This is a genomic window from Mycobacterium aquaticum, from assembly GCF_002086485.1.
Taxonomy (GTDB): domain Bacteria; phylum Actinomycetota; class Actinomycetes; order Mycobacteriales; family Mycobacteriaceae; genus Mycobacterium; species Mycobacterium aquaticum.
The window spans coordinates 46,448-62,033 of sequence record NZ_MVHF01000021.1 but is presented as its reverse complement, the minus strand read 5'-3'; the positions used below and the strand labels follow the sequence as shown (position 1 = coordinate 62,033).

The 15,586-nt window shown below is 66.9% G+C and carries 15 protein-coding genes; 7 read left to right on the top strand and 8 right to left on the bottom strand.

Annotated elements, in window-relative coordinates; all coding sequences use genetic code 11:
* Nucleotides 1-17: 17 nt before the first annotated feature.
* Together BST13_RS20210 and BST13_RS20205 are read right to left on the bottom strand one after the other, a co-directional pair.
* Complete coding sequence (locus BST13_RS20210) at nucleotides 18-593, bottom strand: hypothetical protein (protein WP_083165804.1); 576 nt, start codon at nucleotides 591-593, stop codon at nucleotides 18-20.
* A gap of 22 nt (nucleotides 594-615) precedes the next feature.
* Nucleotides 616-1,674, bottom strand: a complete 1,059-nt coding sequence (locus BST13_RS20205) for a ferredoxin--NADP reductase (RefSeq protein WP_083165862.1) — start codon at nucleotides 1,672-1,674, stop codon at nucleotides 616-618.
* A 150-nt stretch (nucleotides 1,675-1,824) separates the two neighbouring features.
* Between BST13_RS20205 and hsaA the strand changes: the two genes are divergently transcribed.
* From hsaA to hsaB, 4 genes are read left to right on the top strand one after another with little or no spacing between them, the layout of a single operon-like run.
* Nucleotides 1,825-3,015, top strand: a complete 1,191-nt coding sequence (gene hsaA, locus BST13_RS20200) for a 3-hydroxy-9,10-secoandrosta-1,3,5(10)-triene-9,17-dione monooxygenase oxygenase subunit (protein ID WP_083165861.1) — start codon at nucleotides 1,825-1,827, stop codon at nucleotides 3,013-3,015.
* 1 nt (nucleotide 3,016) lies between these two features.
* A complete protein-coding gene (gene hsaD, locus BST13_RS20195) occupies nucleotides 3,017-3,892 on the top strand; it encodes a 4,5:9,10-diseco-3-hydroxy-5,9,17-trioxoandrosta-1(10),2-diene-4-oate hydrolase (protein ID WP_083165803.1) in 876 nt (291 codons plus the stop codon).
* 3 nt (nucleotides 3,893-3,895) lie between these two features.
* Complete coding sequence (hsaC, locus tag BST13_RS20190; protein ID WP_083165802.1) at nucleotides 3,896-4,795, top strand: iron-dependent extradiol dioxygenase HsaC; 900 nt, start codon at nucleotides 3,896-3,898, stop codon at nucleotides 4,793-4,795.
* Between the two features lie 2 nt (nucleotides 4,796-4,797).
* Nucleotides 4,798-5,364, top strand: a complete 567-nt coding sequence (gene hsaB / locus BST13_RS20185; protein WP_083165801.1) for a 3-hydroxy-9,10-secoandrosta-1,3,5(10)-triene-9,17-dione monooxygenase reductase subunit — start codon at nucleotides 4,798-4,800, stop codon at nucleotides 5,362-5,364.
* 50 nt (nucleotides 5,365-5,414) lie between these two features.
* On the opposite strand, the gene BST13_RS20180 is transcribed toward hsaB, so the two are convergent.
* Nucleotides 5,415-6,803, bottom strand: a complete 1,389-nt coding sequence (locus BST13_RS20180) for a hypothetical protein (RefSeq protein WP_083165800.1) — start codon at nucleotides 6,801-6,803, stop codon at nucleotides 5,415-5,417.
* Between the two features lie 294 nt (nucleotides 6,804-7,097).
* Here BST13_RS20180 and BST13_RS20175 point away from each other — a divergent pair, with 294 nt between their 5' ends.
* Nucleotides 7,098-7,937, top strand: coding sequence for a mycofactocin-coupled SDR family oxidoreductase (locus tag BST13_RS20175; RefSeq protein ID WP_083165799.1), 840 nt, complete (start codon nucleotides 7,098-7,100; stop codon nucleotides 7,935-7,937).
* Here BST13_RS20175 and BST13_RS20170 read toward each other — a convergent pair.
* Nucleotides 7,930-8,514 carry a TetR/AcrR family transcriptional regulator gene (locus tag BST13_RS20170; protein WP_083165798.1) on the bottom strand — a complete coding sequence of 195 codons (585 nt, stop codon included), beginning with the start codon at nucleotides 8,512-8,514 and terminating at the stop codon, nucleotides 7,930-7,932. The two genes, BST13_RS20175 and BST13_RS20170, sit on opposite strands and share 8 nt — an antisense overlap.
* A gap of 49 nt (nucleotides 8,515-8,563) precedes the next feature.
* Between BST13_RS20170 and BST13_RS20165 the strand changes: the two genes are divergently transcribed.
* Nucleotides 8,564-8,791, top strand: a complete 228-nt coding sequence (locus tag BST13_RS20165; protein WP_425437029.1) for a ferredoxin — start codon at nucleotides 8,564-8,566, stop codon at nucleotides 8,789-8,791.
* 1 nt (nucleotide 8,792) lies between these two features.
* Nucleotides 8,793-10,073 (top strand): cytochrome P450, encoded by a 1,281-nt coding sequence (locus BST13_RS20160; protein WP_083165797.1) that lies wholly within the window; start codon nucleotides 8,793-8,795, stop codon nucleotides 10,071-10,073.
* Here the strand turns inward: BST13_RS20160 and BST13_RS20155 are convergent.
* From BST13_RS20155 to BST13_RS20140, 4 genes are read right to left on the bottom strand one after another with little or no spacing between them, the layout of a single operon-like run.
* Nucleotides 10,057-11,292: an NAD(P)/FAD-dependent oxidoreductase gene (locus tag BST13_RS20155; protein ID WP_083165796.1), complete on the bottom strand. Its 1,236-nt coding sequence runs from the start codon at nucleotides 11,290-11,292 to the stop codon at nucleotides 10,057-10,059. The two genes, BST13_RS20160 and BST13_RS20155, sit on opposite strands and share 17 nt — an antisense overlap.
* Nucleotides 11,289-12,674: an NAD(P)/FAD-dependent oxidoreductase gene (locus BST13_RS20150; protein ID WP_083165795.1), complete on the bottom strand. Its 1,386-nt coding sequence runs from the start codon at nucleotides 12,672-12,674 to the stop codon at nucleotides 11,289-11,291. The genes BST13_RS20155 and BST13_RS20150 overlap by 4 nt, the downstream gene beginning before the upstream one ends.
* Nucleotides 12,671-14,095, bottom strand: coding sequence for an FGGY family carbohydrate kinase (locus BST13_RS20145; protein ID WP_083165794.1), 1,425 nt, complete (start codon nucleotides 14,093-14,095; stop codon nucleotides 12,671-12,673). The genes BST13_RS20150 and BST13_RS20145 overlap by 4 nt, the downstream gene beginning before the upstream one ends.
* Nucleotides 14,095-15,582, bottom strand: a complete 1,488-nt coding sequence (locus BST13_RS20140) for an amino acid permease (protein WP_083165793.1) — start codon at nucleotides 15,580-15,582, stop codon at nucleotides 14,095-14,097. Before BST13_RS20140 ends, BST13_RS20145 begins: the two co-directional genes overlap by 1 nt.
* Nucleotides 15,583-15,586 lie beyond the last annotated feature (4 nt).

Here is a 15,586-nt window from a genome sequence, read left to right as displayed (position 1 = left end):
CTGCTCGCGCAGAGAGGTCAGAACCCGGTCTGCGCGCAGGCGGTCGGGGTCGAGAGGTTGACGCCGCCGAACACCACCTGGATGTCCGAGCACGCGATGAAGGACGCCTTGGTGTTCGGCTGGCCGGTGGCCCAGTCGGTCGGTGTCGACTCGCCGTCGACCTGGAAGCGCTCGATCGGGCCGCCGCCGAAGGTGGTCACCGAGATCTCGGCGTTGTTGATCGACTTGAGCTGCTTGGACAGCACGTTGTCGTTGTTGGCGCCCTTGACCACTCGCGGTGCGCCGGCCGGTGCGCTGTACGACGCCTCCTGCCAGACGTTGCGGTCCGTGCTGCGCAGCGTGATGGTCTGGCGTGCCCACGCGTCGCCGGGGAAGCCGATGGGCCCGTCCGGCGTCAGCAGGTTGGCCTGCGTGCTGAACGTGCACACCGTGCCCGCGCAGTTGGCGGTGACGTGCATCTCGATGTCGCCCTGTGGACTGGGGATGGAGGTGACGGCCGAGTTCGACGCCGCCGTGGCCGATGCCGGAAATGCCAGGGCCGCCGCGGTCAGCACGGCGGCCGCACTCGCTGCGGTGAGCCTGTTCGTGGTCATCGTCAAGAAAGGTATCCGTTCGCTACTCGTCGTATGTGACTTCGACCGAATCGGACGCCGGCGTGGCCTGGCATCCGAGGATCAGGCCCTCTTCGAGGTCGGATGGCTCCAGCACATCGTTGACCGCCATCTCGACATCGCCGGACTTCTTGAGCACCGCGCACGCACCGCAGTGCCCCTCACGACAGGAGAACGGCGCGTCGAGGCCCTTGTCCAGCAGCACGTCGAGCAGTTTTGCCGAACGCGGCCAACGGATTTCGTGTGTCGTGCCGTCAAGGGTCACGATCGCGGTGGCCGGACCCTGGTCGCTGTCGTCCTCGGCGATCACCACGCGCGCGAACGGATCGGAGTCCAGCGATTTGAACACCTCGATGTGGATGCGCTCGTCGGGGGTTCCGGCCTGGCGCAGGGCCTCCTCGGCGGCGGACATGAACGGTCCCGGCCCGCAGATGAAGGCGTCGCTTGCGGTGAATGGGGCTGCCAGCCCGGCAATCGCGGCCGCGCTCGGCAGGCCCTGCACGGATTCCAGCCAGTGCACGACCGTCAGCCGGTCCGGGTACTTGGCGGCCAGCTCCCGCAAGGTGGCGGCGAAGATGACCGAGTTCTCGTCCCGGTTGGCATAGATCAGCACCACCTTGCCGGTGCCCTCGGCCAGCGCCGACTTGCAGATCGCCATCATCGGGGTGATGCCGCTGCCTGCCGCGAGCAACAGCAGATCGGCGCCCAGATCTTTCGGGACGAAGGTGCCCGACGGCGCCAGCACGTGCATCCGCATGCCGGCATGGGCGTTGTCACAGAGCCAGTTCGAGGCGTACCCGTCGACGGTGCGCTTGACGGTGACCGTCAGCTGATCGTCGGTGGTCGGCGAGCTGGACAGCGAGTAGCACCGGGCCACCGAACCGGTGCGATCGCTGGGGACACGCAGTGTCAGGAACTGGCCGGGAGAGTACTGCAGCCGGTCGGCGGCCACGTCGGACCCGGGAGGCACCGCGAACACCAGGGAGCGCGCGTCGGCGGTCTCCTCGATGACGGCGGCCACCTGCAATTCGAGCACATGGCTGCCCAGTGGCTCATCCGTCACCGGTGTCTCTCTTCCTTCGTTCATAACTAGAACAGGTTACAAAAATATCGGTGCCCTGGTCCAGCGTCTGCAGCTCGGCGCTGCTCGACACAAATTAAAACGTGTTCTAATCTCTGTCTAGTTGTGGATCTCGATCCAGGAGGCAATTCAGTGACGTCCATTGAACAGCGCGACGTGCAGGCGGTCCTCGCCGGCATCGATGACCTGCTGCCCGCGCTGCGGGAGCGGGCGCAGGCCACAGAGGACCTGCGGAAGATCCCGCAGGAGTCGATCGACGCGCTCGAAGAGATCGGGTTCTTCAAGCTGCTCCAGCCTGAGCAATGGGGTGGCCTGCAGTGCGATCCGACGGTGTTCTACGAGGCGGTACGCCGCCTGGCCAGCGCCTGCGGATCCACCGGCTGGGTCAGCTCGATCATCGGCGTGCACAACTGGCACCTGGCCCTGTTCGACCAGCGGGCCCAGGAAGAAGTGTGGGGCGAGGACACGTCGGTCCGGGTGTCCTCCTCGTACGCGCCGATGGGTGCGGGCGTGGTGACCGAGGCCGGCGACGGCTATTTGGTCAACGGTTCGTGGAACTGGTCGTCGGGCTGTGACCACGCCACCTGGGCCTTCCTGGGTGGCCCGGTGATCAAGGACGGCCGTCCCGTCGACTTCGGCAGCTTCCTCATCCCGATCAGTGACTACCGGATCGACGACGTCTGGCACGTGGTCGGTCTGCGCGGCACCGGCAGCAACACGATCGTCGTCAAGGACGTGTTCGTGCCCAAGCACCGGTTCCTGTCCTACAAGGCGATGAACGACGGCACCGCGGGCGGGTATCGGACCAACACCGCAGCGGTGTACAAGATGCCTTGGGGCACAGTGCATCCCACCACCATCTCGGCTCCGATCGTCGGGATGGCCTACGGCGCGTACGCCGCCCACGTCGAGCACCAGGGCAAGCGCGTACGCGCGGCGTTCGCCGGCGAGAAGGGCAAGGACGACCCGTTCGCGAAGGTTCGTATCGCCGAGGCCGCCAGCGACATCGACGCCGCGTGGCGCCAGTTGATCGGCAACGTGGGCGACGAGTACGCCCTGCTGCAGGCAGGCAAGGAGATCCCGTTCGAGCTGCGGACCCGCGCCCGCCGCGATCAGGTGCGGGCCACTGGCCGGGCCATCGCATCGATCGACCGGCTCTTCGAATCGGCGGGCGCCACCGCCCTGGCCAACACCGCTCCGCTGCAACGCTTCTGGCGTGATGCGCACGCGGGCCGGGTGCACGCCGCCAACGATCCGGAGCGCGCGTACATGATCTTCGGCAACAACGAGTTCGGCCTTCCGCCCGCGGACACGATGGTCTGACATGACTGCCACACAAGAGCTCACCTTCGAATCGACGTCGCGCTACGCCCAGGTCAAGGCCGGTGATCTGGACCTGCGGCTGCACTACCACGAGGCCGGTGATCCGTCGGCTCAGACCATCGTGCTGTTGCACGGTGGTGGGCCCGGCGCGTCGAGTTGGTCGAACTTCGGCCGCAACATCGCGGTGCTCGCCGAGCACTTCCACGTGCTCGCGGTCGATCAGCCCGGCTACGGACACTCGGACAAGCTCACCGAGCACGAGCAGTACAACCGCTACAGCGCCAAGGCGCTGCTCGGGCTGTTCGACCACCTCGGTCTGCAGGGCCGGATTCCGCTGCTGGGCAACTCTCTCGGCGGCGGCACCGCGGTGCGGTTCGCACTCGACTACCCGGACCGAGCGGGCAAGCTCGTGCTGATGGGCCCCGGTGGCCTTTCGGTCAACCTGTTCGCGCCCGATCCCACCGAGGGCGTCAAGCTGCTCGGCAAGTTCACGGCCGACCCGACGCGCGAGAACATGGAGCGCTTCCTGCGCATCATGGTCTTCGACCAGAAGCTCGTCACGCCTGAACTGATCGACGAGCGGTTCGCGATCGCGAGCCAACCCGAGTCGCTGGCCGCGGCTCGCGCGATGGGGAAGTCGTTCGCCGGGCCGGATTTCGAGCTCGGCATGATGTGGCGCGAGGTCTACAAGCTGCGCCAGCCGGTGCTGCTCATCTGGGGTCGCGAAGACCGGGTCAACCCGCTCGACGGTGCACTCGTCGCGGTCAAGCAGATTCCGCGAGTGCAATTGCACGTTTTCGGGCAGTGTGGACACTGGGCACAGGTGGAGAAGTTCGACGAGTTCAACAAGCTCACCATCGATTTCCTGGGAGGCTAGCCCATGAGCATCAAATCGCTGGGGTACCTGCGCATCGAGGCCACCGACATCGCGGCCTGGCGGGAGTACGGCCTCAAGGTGCTCGGCATGGTCGAGGGCAAGGGTCAGACCGAGGGCGCGCTCTACTTACGGATGGACGAATTTCCCGCCCGGCTGATCATCGTCCCCGGGAACCATGACCGGCTGCTTGAGTCCGGCTGGGAAACCGCGAATGCCGCTGAGCTGCAGGACATCCGCAATCGGCTGGAGGCCAATGGCGTCCCCTACAAGGAGGCCACCGCCACCGAACTGGCCGATCGCCGCGTCGACGAGATGATCGTGTTCGACGACCCCTCCGGTAACAGCCTTGAGGTGTTCCACGGTGTCGCGCTCGAGCACCGCCGCGTGGTCAGCCCGTACGGGCACAAGTTCGTCACCGAGGAGCAGGGGCTCGGCCACGTGGTGCTGACCACCAAGGACGACGCCGAAACCCTGCGGTTCTACCGCGACGTGCTGGGCTTCCACCTGCGGGACTCGATGCGGCTGCCGCCGCAGTTGGTGGGGCGCCCCGCCGACGGGGAGCCGGCCTGGCTGCGCTTCCTCGGGGTCAACCCGCGCCACCACAGCCTGGCCTTCATGCCTGGCCAGACCCCCAGCGGCATCGTGCATCTGATGGTCGAGGTGGGCGAGGCCGACGACGTGGGCCTGTGCCTGGACCGTGCACTGCGCCGCAAGGTGAAGATGTCGGCGACCCTGGGCCGCCACGTGAACGACAAGATGCTGTCCTTCTACATGAAGACACCAGGCGGTTTCGACATCGAGTTCGGTTGTGAGGGGCTCGAAGTCGACGACAACGACTGGGTGGCCCGGGAATCGACGGCGGTCAGCCTGTGGGGGCACGACTTTTCCGTCGGCTTCAAGTAGCGATGAGCGCTCCTGCGATCGATCCCCGCACATTCCGCAATGTGCTCGGGCAGTTCTGCACAGGCATCACCATCATCACCACCGTGCACGAGGACGTCCCGATCGGGTTCGCCTGCCAGTCGTTCGCGGCGTTGTCGTTGGACCCGCCGCTGGTGCTGTTCTGCCCGACCAAGGTGTCCCGGTCGTGGCAGTCCATCGAGGCCAGCGGCCGGTTCTGTGTCAACATGCTGCACGAGGATCAGCAGCACGTCTCGGCGCGCTTCGGTTCCAAGGAGCCCGACAAGTTCGCCGGAATCGAGTGGCGGCCTTCGGAACTCGGCTCTCCCATCATCGAGGGCTCGCTGGCCCACATCGACTGCTCGGTGGCGTCGGTGCATGACGGCGGCGACCATTTCGTGGTGTTCGGTGCGGTGCACGGCATGTCGGAGGTGCCCAAACGCAAGCCTCGGCCGCTGCTGTTCTACCGCGGTGAATACACCGGGATAGAGCCGGACAAGAACACTCCGGCCACGTGGCGTAACGATCTGGAGGCGTTCCTCACCGCCACGACCAACGACACCTGGCTTTAGCCAACGTAATCGGGCCCCGACATGTCGGGGCCCGATTGGTGTTGTGCGACTCAGGAATCGGACTTGCCGCCCGAGTCCTTCTTCGACTCCTTCTTGGCGTGTTTGCCTGTCGAGCTGTCGCTCTTGGTCGTCTTGTCCGCAGCGGTCGATGACGCAGTGGACGAGGTGCTCGACGATGCGGCGGCGCCGGTGTCGGACTTGGTGGCCTTGCTCGTCGCGCCCTTGACCTTGTCGGTCAGGTTCTTGACGGTCGCGTTCAGCCGGTCACTGGCGGTCTTGCCGGTCAGCTTGGACTTGGTGCCCGTGGCCGGCTTCGTGGTGGTGGCATCGCTTTCGGCGTCGGTGCTCGCGTCGGTCGTGGTGGTGGCTGCCACCGCGGCCTTGGCGGTGCCGGCCGTAGCGGCGGTGCTCGGCGCGGCCGCCAGGGCGGGCGTCTCGACCTCGGTGGCCTCGGTGGTGGCAGCCGTGTCGATCGTGTCGGCGGCGGTAGCCAGGCTGGTCGTCGAGAGCAGGTTTGCGGTCGTCAGGCTGCCCGTCGTGCTGGGATTGGCGATGGCCGTGGCGATCTTGGTCGGGATGGTGATCAGCAGCTGTTCGAGAGCACCCGAACCGCACCGGCCGGTCTTGCCGATGCAGCCGGTAAGCAGGCCCGCCCAGGGCGCGGTGGTGTCGCCGTCCTGGTAGTCGAATCCGTTGACGATCGCGTTCAGGATGACGCCAGGCGTGTTCACCAGGGCGGTGACGGCGCCTTGCGCGTCACCCGAGGCCAGCGCGGTCGAGATCGCTTCGCCGGCCCGCGACGCTTCCCACGCTGCGCCGCTGAGCGGAGCGAAGACGGACTGGAAAACACCCGTCAGCATGGTGCTCGAGCTGAACACCACAGCCACCGCGTCGGCGAAGTTCTGGGCCATCTGCTCGGGGATCCCGGGCTTGTATTCGCCGGTCGTCCTGTCGGTCGAGGACAGGAAGAGGCCCGTGAGCGGTGCCGCCAGGTTCTGCAGGCCGAACAGCATGAACCGGTTGATGTTGTCGTAGGCGGTGTTGAAATCACCGGCTTCGATCGCGGCCGCAGCGTTGGCCAGGTATTCGGCGCCGGGCTTCGACTCGCCCTTGCCGTTCTCGTACCAGTTCTGCAGCACGGTGGGGATGGACTGGATGGCGGCGCCGATCTGCTGGGCGTAGCCGGTCTGGTTTGCGGCGATCTGGCTCAGCAGCGGGAACGGGTTTGCCATCCAGTTCTCGCCCAGCGCAGTGAGATTCGAGACCGTGTCGGTGAGGATGCCCTGGTACACCTCGGCCGGTGACCCCGTGACGTCGGCCACGAGCTGCACCGCCCGGTGCTGAGCCTCGAGCAATGTCGGGCTCGTCGCCACCGGATTCACCGCGATGGCACCGGCACCCAGTACCGCGACGCTGCCCATCAGGAATTTGTTCTTCATGCGGCCAGCCGATGGTGCCGGATGAACTGCGAGTTGCACAGGAGCTCCTTGTTGGTTGTCATGCCGCTCATCGGCGGCGATGACGGACGCTAGCTGAGATTTACCTGAGAGACAATAGGTATGTCTAACCTAACTTAGGTGTTCTAGGTAGCCCCCCGTTTCACGCCGTGCCGTGGTATGGCGGGCGTCCGCGAGGCCTGCTAGTCCCTGATCGGTCGATCAAAACAGCTCTTGACAGTGCATCTCACAGATGTAAAGGTCTGATCGAGTGATCAAATCGACGAAAGGCTGACGATGGCGGGACGGGTCGAGGGCAAGGTCGCCTTCATCACGGGCGCGGCACGGGGCCAGGGCCGCAGCCACGCGGTGCGCCTGGCGCAGGAGGGCGCTGACATCATCGCTGTCGACGTGTGTCGGCCGGTCAGCAGCAACAGCGTGATCCCGGCGTCGACGCCCGACGACCTGGCGCAAACGGCGGACCTGGTGAAGGGCCTCGACCGTCGGATCGTCACCGCCGAGGTCGACGTACGAGACTTCGACGCCCTCAAGGCTGCGGTGGATCACGGGGTCGAGCAGCTTGGCGGCCTCGACATCATCGTGGCCAACGCGGGTATCGGCAACGGCGGTGAGACGCTGGACAAGACCAGCGAGCAGGACTGGGACGACATGATCGGGGTCAACCTGTCCGGAGTCTGGAAGACAGTGAAAGCCGCCGTACCGCATCTGATTTCGGGAGGGCGCGGTGGGTCGATCATTCTGACCAGCTCGGTCGGCGGGCTCAAGGCCTATCCGCACACCGGCCACTACATCGCGGCAAAGCACGGCGTGGTCGGCTTGATGCGAACCTTCGCAATCGAACTGGGGGAGCACTCTATTCGGGTCAACTCGGTGCATCCCACCAACGTCAACACCCCGATGTTCATGAACGACGGGACCATGAAGCTGTTCCGCCCGGACCTGGAGAACCCGGGCCCCGACGACATGGCCGTGGTCGCCAAGCTGATGCACGTGCTGCCGGTCGGCTGGGTGGAACCCGTCGACATCAGCAATGCCGTGCTCTTCCTGGCCTCCGACGAGTCGCGTTACGTCACAGGCCTACCGGTGACCGTCGATGCCGGCAGCATGCTCAAGTAGTTGCGGCCGAGCCGAACCGGTGCAGCATCCGTTCGACGAAAGCCCGGAACTCGTCGTGCCCCTGCGTCACCCCGACCGCGTCCTCGTAGCAGATGCCGCGCGCGGTCTGGGTCAGCAGCATCGACATCACCACGGGCGGATACTCCTGCATGTCGATGCCGTGCGCGCGCAAAACCATGGCCATGGCGGCGGTTTCGATGTCGCGGACCCGTTCGGAGAAGGTCTTGAGCTCGGCGCCGATCACCTTGCGGTGGTTGGCAAGCGCCATGAACTCCAGATTGAGCCCGGTCAGCCGGGAGTCGGTGTTGATCAACCACAGTGCCCGCAGCGGGTCGGTGTCGGTGAGCGCCTCGCGCATGCGGGCCAGTGCGGCGTCGGCCCCGCTGCGCAGCACCGCGAGATACAGGTCGTCCATGGTGGCGAAGTAGTAGTACACCAGCGCGGACTTCACGCCGACCTTGGCGGCCACGTGCCGGGATGTCGCCGCGGCATACCCGTCGTCGCGCATGATCTGGGCGGTCGCCTCGATCAAACGCTGACGAGTACCGGCATCGGAGTCTCTGGCCTCACGAGGCATGAGCCACCCTAGCAGTTTGATCGGTCGATTAAATTATGGAGTTGATCCGATGTCGGAGGAATCGAGAAGTATCAGGGTGCGGGTCGACCCGGACCTCTGCGAAGGGCATGCGCTGTGCATCGAGCTGGCGGCCGAGGTGTTCGCCCTCGGCGACGACGACGTCGCCACCTGTGCGGCGACCATTCCGGACACGTTGCAGGACAAGGTGAAAGCCGCCGTCGACGCATGCCCCCGGCAGGCCATCTCGCTCGAACCCCTTCCCACGAAAGGCCATTGACATGACCGACCTCGCCGCCGTCGACTACTTCTCGGATCCGGTTGTCGCACAGGATCCTTACGAGTACTACGAGTACCTGCGCAGCCGGGGCCCGGTGTTCACCGAGCCGCACCACGGGGTCGTGGCCGTCACCGGATATCAGGAGGTGATGGCGGCGTTCAAGGACACCGACGCGTTCTCGGCGGTCAACGCGATCGGTGGCCCGTTTCCGCCGCTGCCGTTCGAGCCGGAGGGCGACGACATCACCGAGCAGATCGAGGCGCACCGGCACGAATTCCCGATCTTCGAGCACATGGTGGTGATGGACCCGCCGCAGCACGAGCGAGCCCGCTCACTGCTCTCCAAGCTGCTGACCCCGCGGCGGCTCAAGGAGAACGAGGACTACATGTGGCAGCTGGCCGACCACCAGCTCGACGAGTTCATCGCCAACGGGCGTTGCGAATTCCTCGGTGAATACGCCAAGCCCTTCGCGACACTGGCCATCACCGACCTGCTCGGCGTCCCCGAGGAGGACCGCGCCGAGTTCCGGCTCGCGCTGGGCGCGGGCAAGCAGCCGGGCAGCCGCGTCGGCGCCCTCGACGGTGAGCCCGTGGGGCTCAACCCGTTGCAGTACCTCGACGACAAGTTCAGCGGTTACATCGCCGAACGGCGTCGGCAGCCTCGCGCAGACGTGTTGGGCGGCATGGCATCTGCGACGTATCCGGACGGTTCGGTGCCGGAACTGCTCGAGGTGGTGCGCCCGGCGACGTTCCTGTTCGCGGCAGGCCAGGAGACCGTGACCAAGCTGCTCAGCGCTGCGGTGCAGACGCTGGGCGACCGCCCCGAGTTTCAGCAGCGGCTGCGCGAAAACCCCGCCGAGATCCCGGCTTTCATCGAAGAGGCGCTGCGTATCCAGAGTCCCACCAAGATCGACTTCCGGCTGGCCCGCAAGACCACCACGCTCGGCGGGGTTCCGATCAAGGCAGGCACGGTGCTGATGCTGTGCCTCGGCGCGGCAAACCGGGATCCGCGAAAGTTCTCCGACCCCGACCAGTTCCGCATCGACCGGCCGAATGTCCGCGAGCACATCGCCTTCGGCCGGGGGATCCATACCTGTGCGGGCGCGCCGCTGGCCCGGGTGGAGGGCCAGATCACCGTCCGTCGTCTGCTGGACCGCATGCGCGACATCGCCATCAGTGAAGCCGCGCACGGCCCGGCAGGCAACCGGATCTACCGCTACGAACCGACGTTCCTGCTGCGCGGCCTCACCGAACTGCGCATCGAGTTCACAACGACAGGGTGACCGTGCCGCCGTGAGGATCGGCGGCCCGCAGAATGCTCGACGGGACCCGGAATACGCGCCCCGGGGACGCCGGCCACGGCAGCGTCTTCTGCCCGATCACCCGGCCATTCTGGCGGGCAACCACTTTGGGGACGCGGACCAGTGCGTCGGTCCACAGCAGTAGCCGGCCACGCGCCGGTGCCGGATCCCCGGGGCGAAGCACGGTGGGGGCCACCCACCGCAGCGGGGCGTCGGCCTCGATGCGGATGCCGTCCTGCGCCGGCCGGTGACCGTTGAGGTAGCGGGGCACCTGGGCGGCCACGTGGCGCCCGTCGAGGGCAGCGATGTCGGCGGTGTCGACCGGATGCAGCAGGTTGCCGATCGCGAAGACACCGTCGCGGCTGGTGCGCAGCGCGGTGTCGACGACGGGACCCAGCGTGCCCGGGTCGATGTCCAGGCCACCGGATCGCGCGAGCTCGTGATCGGGGATCCAGTCCCCGGTGAAAACCACGGTGTCGCAATCGATCACCCGACGTTCGCCGGTGTCGATGTTCTCGATCTCGACGCCTTCGAGCACGGGCTTGCCGATGATGCGGGTGACTCGTGTGCGGGTGGCGATGTCGACACCGAGCAGGGGAGTGCGGCCTGCGAGGTTGAACACCGCATACGACTCGGGGGTGGGGTATTCGGTGGTCATCAGCACGGTCTGGCATCCGGCGTGTTTGAGGGTGAGCACCGCGGAGTAGCTGACCAGTTCGGCGCCGACCACCACTGCGCGGCGTCCGACCTTGCCGTGCTTGAGGTGGACGACGTTCTGCAGGTGACCGGTGGTGTACACGCCGGCAGGCCGGTCGCCCGGGATCATCCGCGCGGGCCGCGGGCGTTCCCGGGCTCCGGTGGCCAGGATGACCGCTCCCGCGTCGAGGCGTTCCCGGCCGGACGGGGACGTGAGGTCCAGCGACCGGTCACCGGCCCAGCCGGTCACCATGGTGTTGGTGCGGATGGTGGCTCCCGCGGCGGTGGCGTTGGCCACCAGTCGACGCGCGTAGGCCGGCCCGCTGATGAATGTCTTCATGTCGCGCATGCCGTAGCCGGGATGGTCGCTGTGCCGCGGTATGCCGCCTGCGGCCGATTCCCGTTCCAACACCACGACATTGAGCGATGAATCGCCGGCCAGGGCGGCGGCCGCGGTCAGTCCGGCGGGGCCCCCGCCGATGATCGCGACGTCGGTGCTGCTCATGAGTTCTGCTCCAGTTGCTGCTCGAAAATGGTCTTCACTTCGGCGCCGCAGAAGAACGCCTGGCAGCGTCCGTTCATGGCGCGGGTGCGGCGGCGCAGTCCGTCCAGGCCTGCGGGCGGGACGACCGCGTGGCAGGCGTCGCGCAGTTCGCCCTCGGTGACGCGTTCGCAGAAGCACACGATCCGGCCGTATGCCGGGTCGGCCGCGATTCTCTCGGTCTGCTGATAGGGGCGGGGGAAGGCCTCACCCAGGTTGGGCATTTCCGGAGGATCCGGCAGCGGGCTCCGCGGGGTCAGCTCGAGCCCGGCCGAGATCAGTTGGTCGCGAACATGTTCGGCGATGGCCATGCCCGCGGTCAGGCCGGTGGAGCGGATGCCGCCGACCAGCAGGTAGTGCTGCTGCGGGTCGGTCTCGATGAGGTAGTCGCCGTGGTCGATGGCTGCGCGCAGTCCGGCGTAGGTCGCGGTGACCTCCTCGTCGAGCAGGCGGGGCATCAGGGCACGGCCCTTTTCGAGCAGGAATTCGAAACCGCCCTCGGAGGTTCCGGTCGCGGTGCGGTCCTGCAGGTCCTCCGAGGTGGGGCCGAGCATGACGTTGCCGTAGATGGTGGGGCTGACCAGAACACCCTTGCCGCGGGCCGTGGGGACCGGCAGCACGATCTTGTCGACGAGCGGGCGGGCCAGCTTGTCGTAGACGATCAGTTCGCCGCGCCGCGGCGTGACGGTGAAGCGCTCATGGCCGAAGAGGCCGTCGATCACGTCGGCACCGAGCCCGGCGGCGTTGATCACCCAGCGGGCGCTGACCGGCCCGGCGGTGGTGTGCAGGGTGGTGCCGTCGGGCGTGACGTCCACACGTTCCACGCGATGGCCGCGCAGCAGGGCGGTACCCCGGTTGACGGCGTCGGTCGCCAGTGCGAGGTTGACGGTCCAGGTGCAGATGATGGATTCGTCGGGCACTGTCAGACCGCCCAACGCACCCGGTCCCAGGTTGGGAACTGCTGCGTATACTGCTGCCGCATCGACGATTTCGCACCGGTCGTAACCGTTGGCGACGGCCTTGTCGCGCAGGCCGGGGAGCGCGTCGAGTTGCTCGGAATCCCAGGCCACCAGGATGGCGCCGGTGTGCTCGACGGGGATGCCGGTGTGCTTGGCGTATTCGGAGAGCAACTGGTAGCCCCGGCTGACCATCGCCGATTCCAGCGTGCCGGGTTTGGCGTCGAAACCGGTGTGCAGGATCGCGGTGTTGGCCTTGCTGGTGCCGTCACCGACGTCGTCGCGGGCTTCGAGCAGGGCGACCGACAACCGGTATCCGGACAGCTCCCGGGCGATCGCCGCTCCGACGATGCCGCCGCCGATGACCACGATGTCGTAGTCGGTGTTCATGAAGTCTCCTGGGAATAGGTGGTGGCCGCCAATGCACGCCACGCGGAACGGAATTCGTCGGCACGGGCGGGCTGCCAGCTGGGCTCGTAGGTCGCCGAAGGGGTCCACTGCGCGACGACGTCACGCACCGACCGGCCGGGCTGCAGGCTCAGCGTCGCCAGTGCCGCGGCGCCCAGCGCGGTGGCATGGGCCGACGGGTACACGTCGACGGGCACCTGCAGGATGTCGGCGACCGCCTGCATCAGCACCTTGGACTGGGTCAGCCCGCCGTCGGCGCGCAGCCGGGTCAGACCGGTGGCGTCGGTGTCGATCGCCGTGGCGAGTTCGGCGACCTGTGCGGCGATGCCCTGCAGCACCGCCAGCACGATGTGGCCCCGGCCGGTGGACAGCGACATCCCCGAGATCGTGGCGGTGGCTTGGGATTTCCACCATGGTGCGGCCAGGCCGGCCAGGGCCGGGACACACAGCACCCCTCTGGCGTCGGCGGCGGCGATCGAATCCATCTCCGCGGCACCGCTGATGATGCCAAGCGAGGACAGCCATTTGACGGCCGACGCTGCGGTGTAGACCTGCCCGTCGACGCAGAAGGTGTCCTTGCCGCCGGTGCGCCAGGCCACCGACGAGGTCAGTCCGGCCGTCGAGCGCACCGGGGTGTCGCCGGTGTTGGCGAGCAGGAAGGCGCCGGTTCCGAAGGTGCACTTGGCCATTCCCGGGTCGAGGCAGCCTTCGGCGAGCAGGGCCGCCTGCTGGTCGACGACGATGCCGCCCACCGGCATGTCGGCTCCGAATGCCGTTGTGGTCCCGATGATCTCGTCGTTGCCGACTATGGCAGGCAGGCGTTCGCCGTCGAGGCCGAACAGTGCGAGCAGCTCGTCGCTCCAATCCTGCGCGCCGAGTTCGACGGCCAGCGACCGGCTGGCGGTGGTGGCGTCGGTGACGAAGGCGCCGGTGAGCTGATGTAGCAGCCAGGTGTCCGATGTGGTGACCACGCCGCCGGTTTCGACGTTGCGGCGCAGCCACGCCATCTTCGGTGCCGAGAAGTAGGAGTCGAGCACCAAACCGGTACGCGCCGCGAACAACTCGCGGTGCTCGCCCAACGCCGAGCACAGCGGCTCGGCGCGGCGGTCCTGCCACACGATCGCTGCGGTGAGCGGGCGCCCGGTGTCAGGGTCCCACGCCAGGACGGTTTCGCCCTGGTTGGCCAGCGACACCGCCTCGATGGGCCGTCCTGCCTGCGCGGTCGCGGCGCGGCCGGCAGTCAGGACGGATTCGAGGAGCTCGCCCGGGTCCTGCTCGACGCCGCCCCCGTCGAGGTAGCGCGGGTGCACCGCAACCTCGGCCAGTCCGACGACTCCATCGACCGGGTCCACGACGATCGCCTTGGTGCCCGACGTGCCTTGGTCGATTGCCAGGACGGTCATTACGCCGCATCCTCGAATTCGGCGTCGATCGAGGACATCTCGGGCATCTTCAGACCGTGTCGGCCACGGGTGACCAGCAGGTAGCACAGGTAGACCGCGCCGAGCGCCACCATGACCACCGCATACAGCCAAGGATCCCGGAACGAGGCATCACGGAAGAGGGAAAGCACGAAAACCAGCCACAGCACCGCGACCACCAGCACCGGCGTCTCCCAGCGGCCCAGCGTGAACCCCTTGCTCGGCGGCAGCTTGCGCCGGGTCGCGATGTAGAGCGTCACCGTGATGGCGTAGATGATCGCGGGCAGCAGGGTGGCCGCCGAGAACAGCTTGAACAGGGCGTCGGTGCTGGTGGAGAACAGGCCGAGGATGACCGCCGAGATCACCGTCATCGTGACGGTGGCGTTGAGCGGCGTCTTGAACCGCGGCGAGATCTTGTGCAGCGCCTGCCAACCCGGGAACCGCTGATCCCGCGACATCGCCCACACCAGCCGGACTCCGCTCATCAGGATGACCAGGCCGCACGCGAAGATCGCGATGGCCACCAGCACCAGCAGCGCGGTGCCCACGAACGATCCGAGGATGTCGCGGATGATGTCGGCGATGGGGGTGCCGGACTGGGCCAGCGCTTTCGGATCGTTGACCGCTGCGGTGACCACGAGCAGGAACAGGAACCCCAGCACGCCCGACGCCAGCACCGCTTGCCACATGGCCCGGGGCACGACGATTTCGGGCTTCTTGGTCTCCTCGGCGAGATTGGCAGCGGATTCGAAGCCGACGATGGTGAACGCGCCGAGCAGGAAGCCGAGCATCCACGGCCCGGCAGAGGTCGCGGTGCCGAAGCTCCAGTAGCCGGCATCCGGAATATCACTGTGGGAGAAGAGGTTTCCGACGGAGAGCTTGTGGGCGATGACGCCGACGATGAACAGCAGCACCACGAGCGCCACCATGCCGATGAGCTCGGCGGTGACGGCGAAGTTGTTGACCCGCTCGGTCCATTTCGTCGACAGGCCCACCAGCAGACCCTGCAACACGAGGATCCCCGCGGTGATCAGGAACGCGGTTGCGGGTGTGCCGGTGAAATCGAACAGGGCGGGCACCACGGTGGCCGCCACGGTGTAGTCGACGGCCACCACGACGATGGCCAGGAAGGTGAACGAGATCCAACCGGTGATCCAGCCCAGTACCGGGTTGGCCAGCCGGGATACCCACTGGTAGGCGTAGCCGGTGACGGGGATGCGCGCGGCCAGTGAGCCGATCAGCAGCGCGACGGCCAGCTGGCCGACGATCACGATGGGCCAGGTCCAGATCCCCATGGGCCCGGAGCTGGTGAGAACGCTGCCGTAGGTGGTGAAGATGCCGGTCGCGATCGAGACGAAGGCGAACGCCACGGCGAAGGATGCGAAGCGTCCCGTCGACCGTTCGAGCGACTCGGTGTAACCGAATTCGGAGACCCGGCCGTCGCCGGGTGATGTGGAAGAATCTGTCATCGGA

Excerpts from the sequence above, each read along its gene's own strand:
- BST13_RS20210 (WP_083165804.1), bottom strand. The coding sequence starts at position 593 with ATGACCACGAACAGGCTCACCGCAGCGAGTGCGGCCGCCGTGCTGACC.
- hsaD (WP_083165803.1), top strand. The coding sequence starts at position 3,017 with ATGACTGCCACACAAGAGCTCACCTTCGAATCGACGTCGCGCTACGCC.
- hsaC (WP_083165802.1), top strand. The coding sequence starts at position 3,896 with ATGAGCATCAAATCGCTGGGGTACCTGCGCATCGAGGCCACCGACATC.
- hsaB (WP_083165801.1), top strand. The coding sequence starts at position 4,798 with ATGAGCGCTCCTGCGATCGATCCCCGCACATTCCGCAATGTGCTCGGG.
- BST13_RS20180 (WP_083165800.1), bottom strand. The coding sequence starts at position 6,803 with ATGAAGAACAAATTCCTGATGGGCAGCGTCGCGGTACTGGGTGCCGGT.
- BST13_RS20175 (WP_083165799.1), top strand. The coding sequence starts at position 7,098 with ATGGCGGGACGGGTCGAGGGCAAGGTCGCCTTCATCACGGGCGCGGCA.
- BST13_RS20170 (WP_083165798.1), bottom strand. The coding sequence starts at position 8,514 with ATGCCTCGTGAGGCCAGAGACTCCGATGCCGGTACTCGTCAGCGTTTG.
- BST13_RS20165 (WP_425437029.1), top strand. The coding sequence starts at position 8,564 with ATGTCGGAGGAATCGAGAAGTATCAGGGTGCGGGTCGACCCGGACCTC.
- BST13_RS20160 (WP_083165797.1), top strand. The coding sequence starts at position 8,793 with ATGACCGACCTCGCCGCCGTCGACTACTTCTCGGATCCGGTTGTCGCA.
- BST13_RS20155 (WP_083165796.1), bottom strand. The coding sequence starts at position 11,292 with ATGAGCAGCACCGACGTCGCGATCATCGGCGGGGGCCCCGCCGGACTG.
- BST13_RS20150 (WP_083165795.1), bottom strand. The coding sequence starts at position 12,674 with ATGAACACCGACTACGACATCGTGGTCATCGGCGGCGGCATCGTCGGA.
- BST13_RS20145 (WP_083165794.1), bottom strand. The coding sequence starts at position 14,095 with ATGACCGTCCTGGCAATCGACCAAGGCACGTCGGGCACCAAGGCGATC.
- BST13_RS20140 (WP_083165793.1), bottom strand. The coding sequence starts at position 15,582 with ATGACAGATTCTTCCACATCACCCGGCGACGGCCGGGTCTCCGAATTC.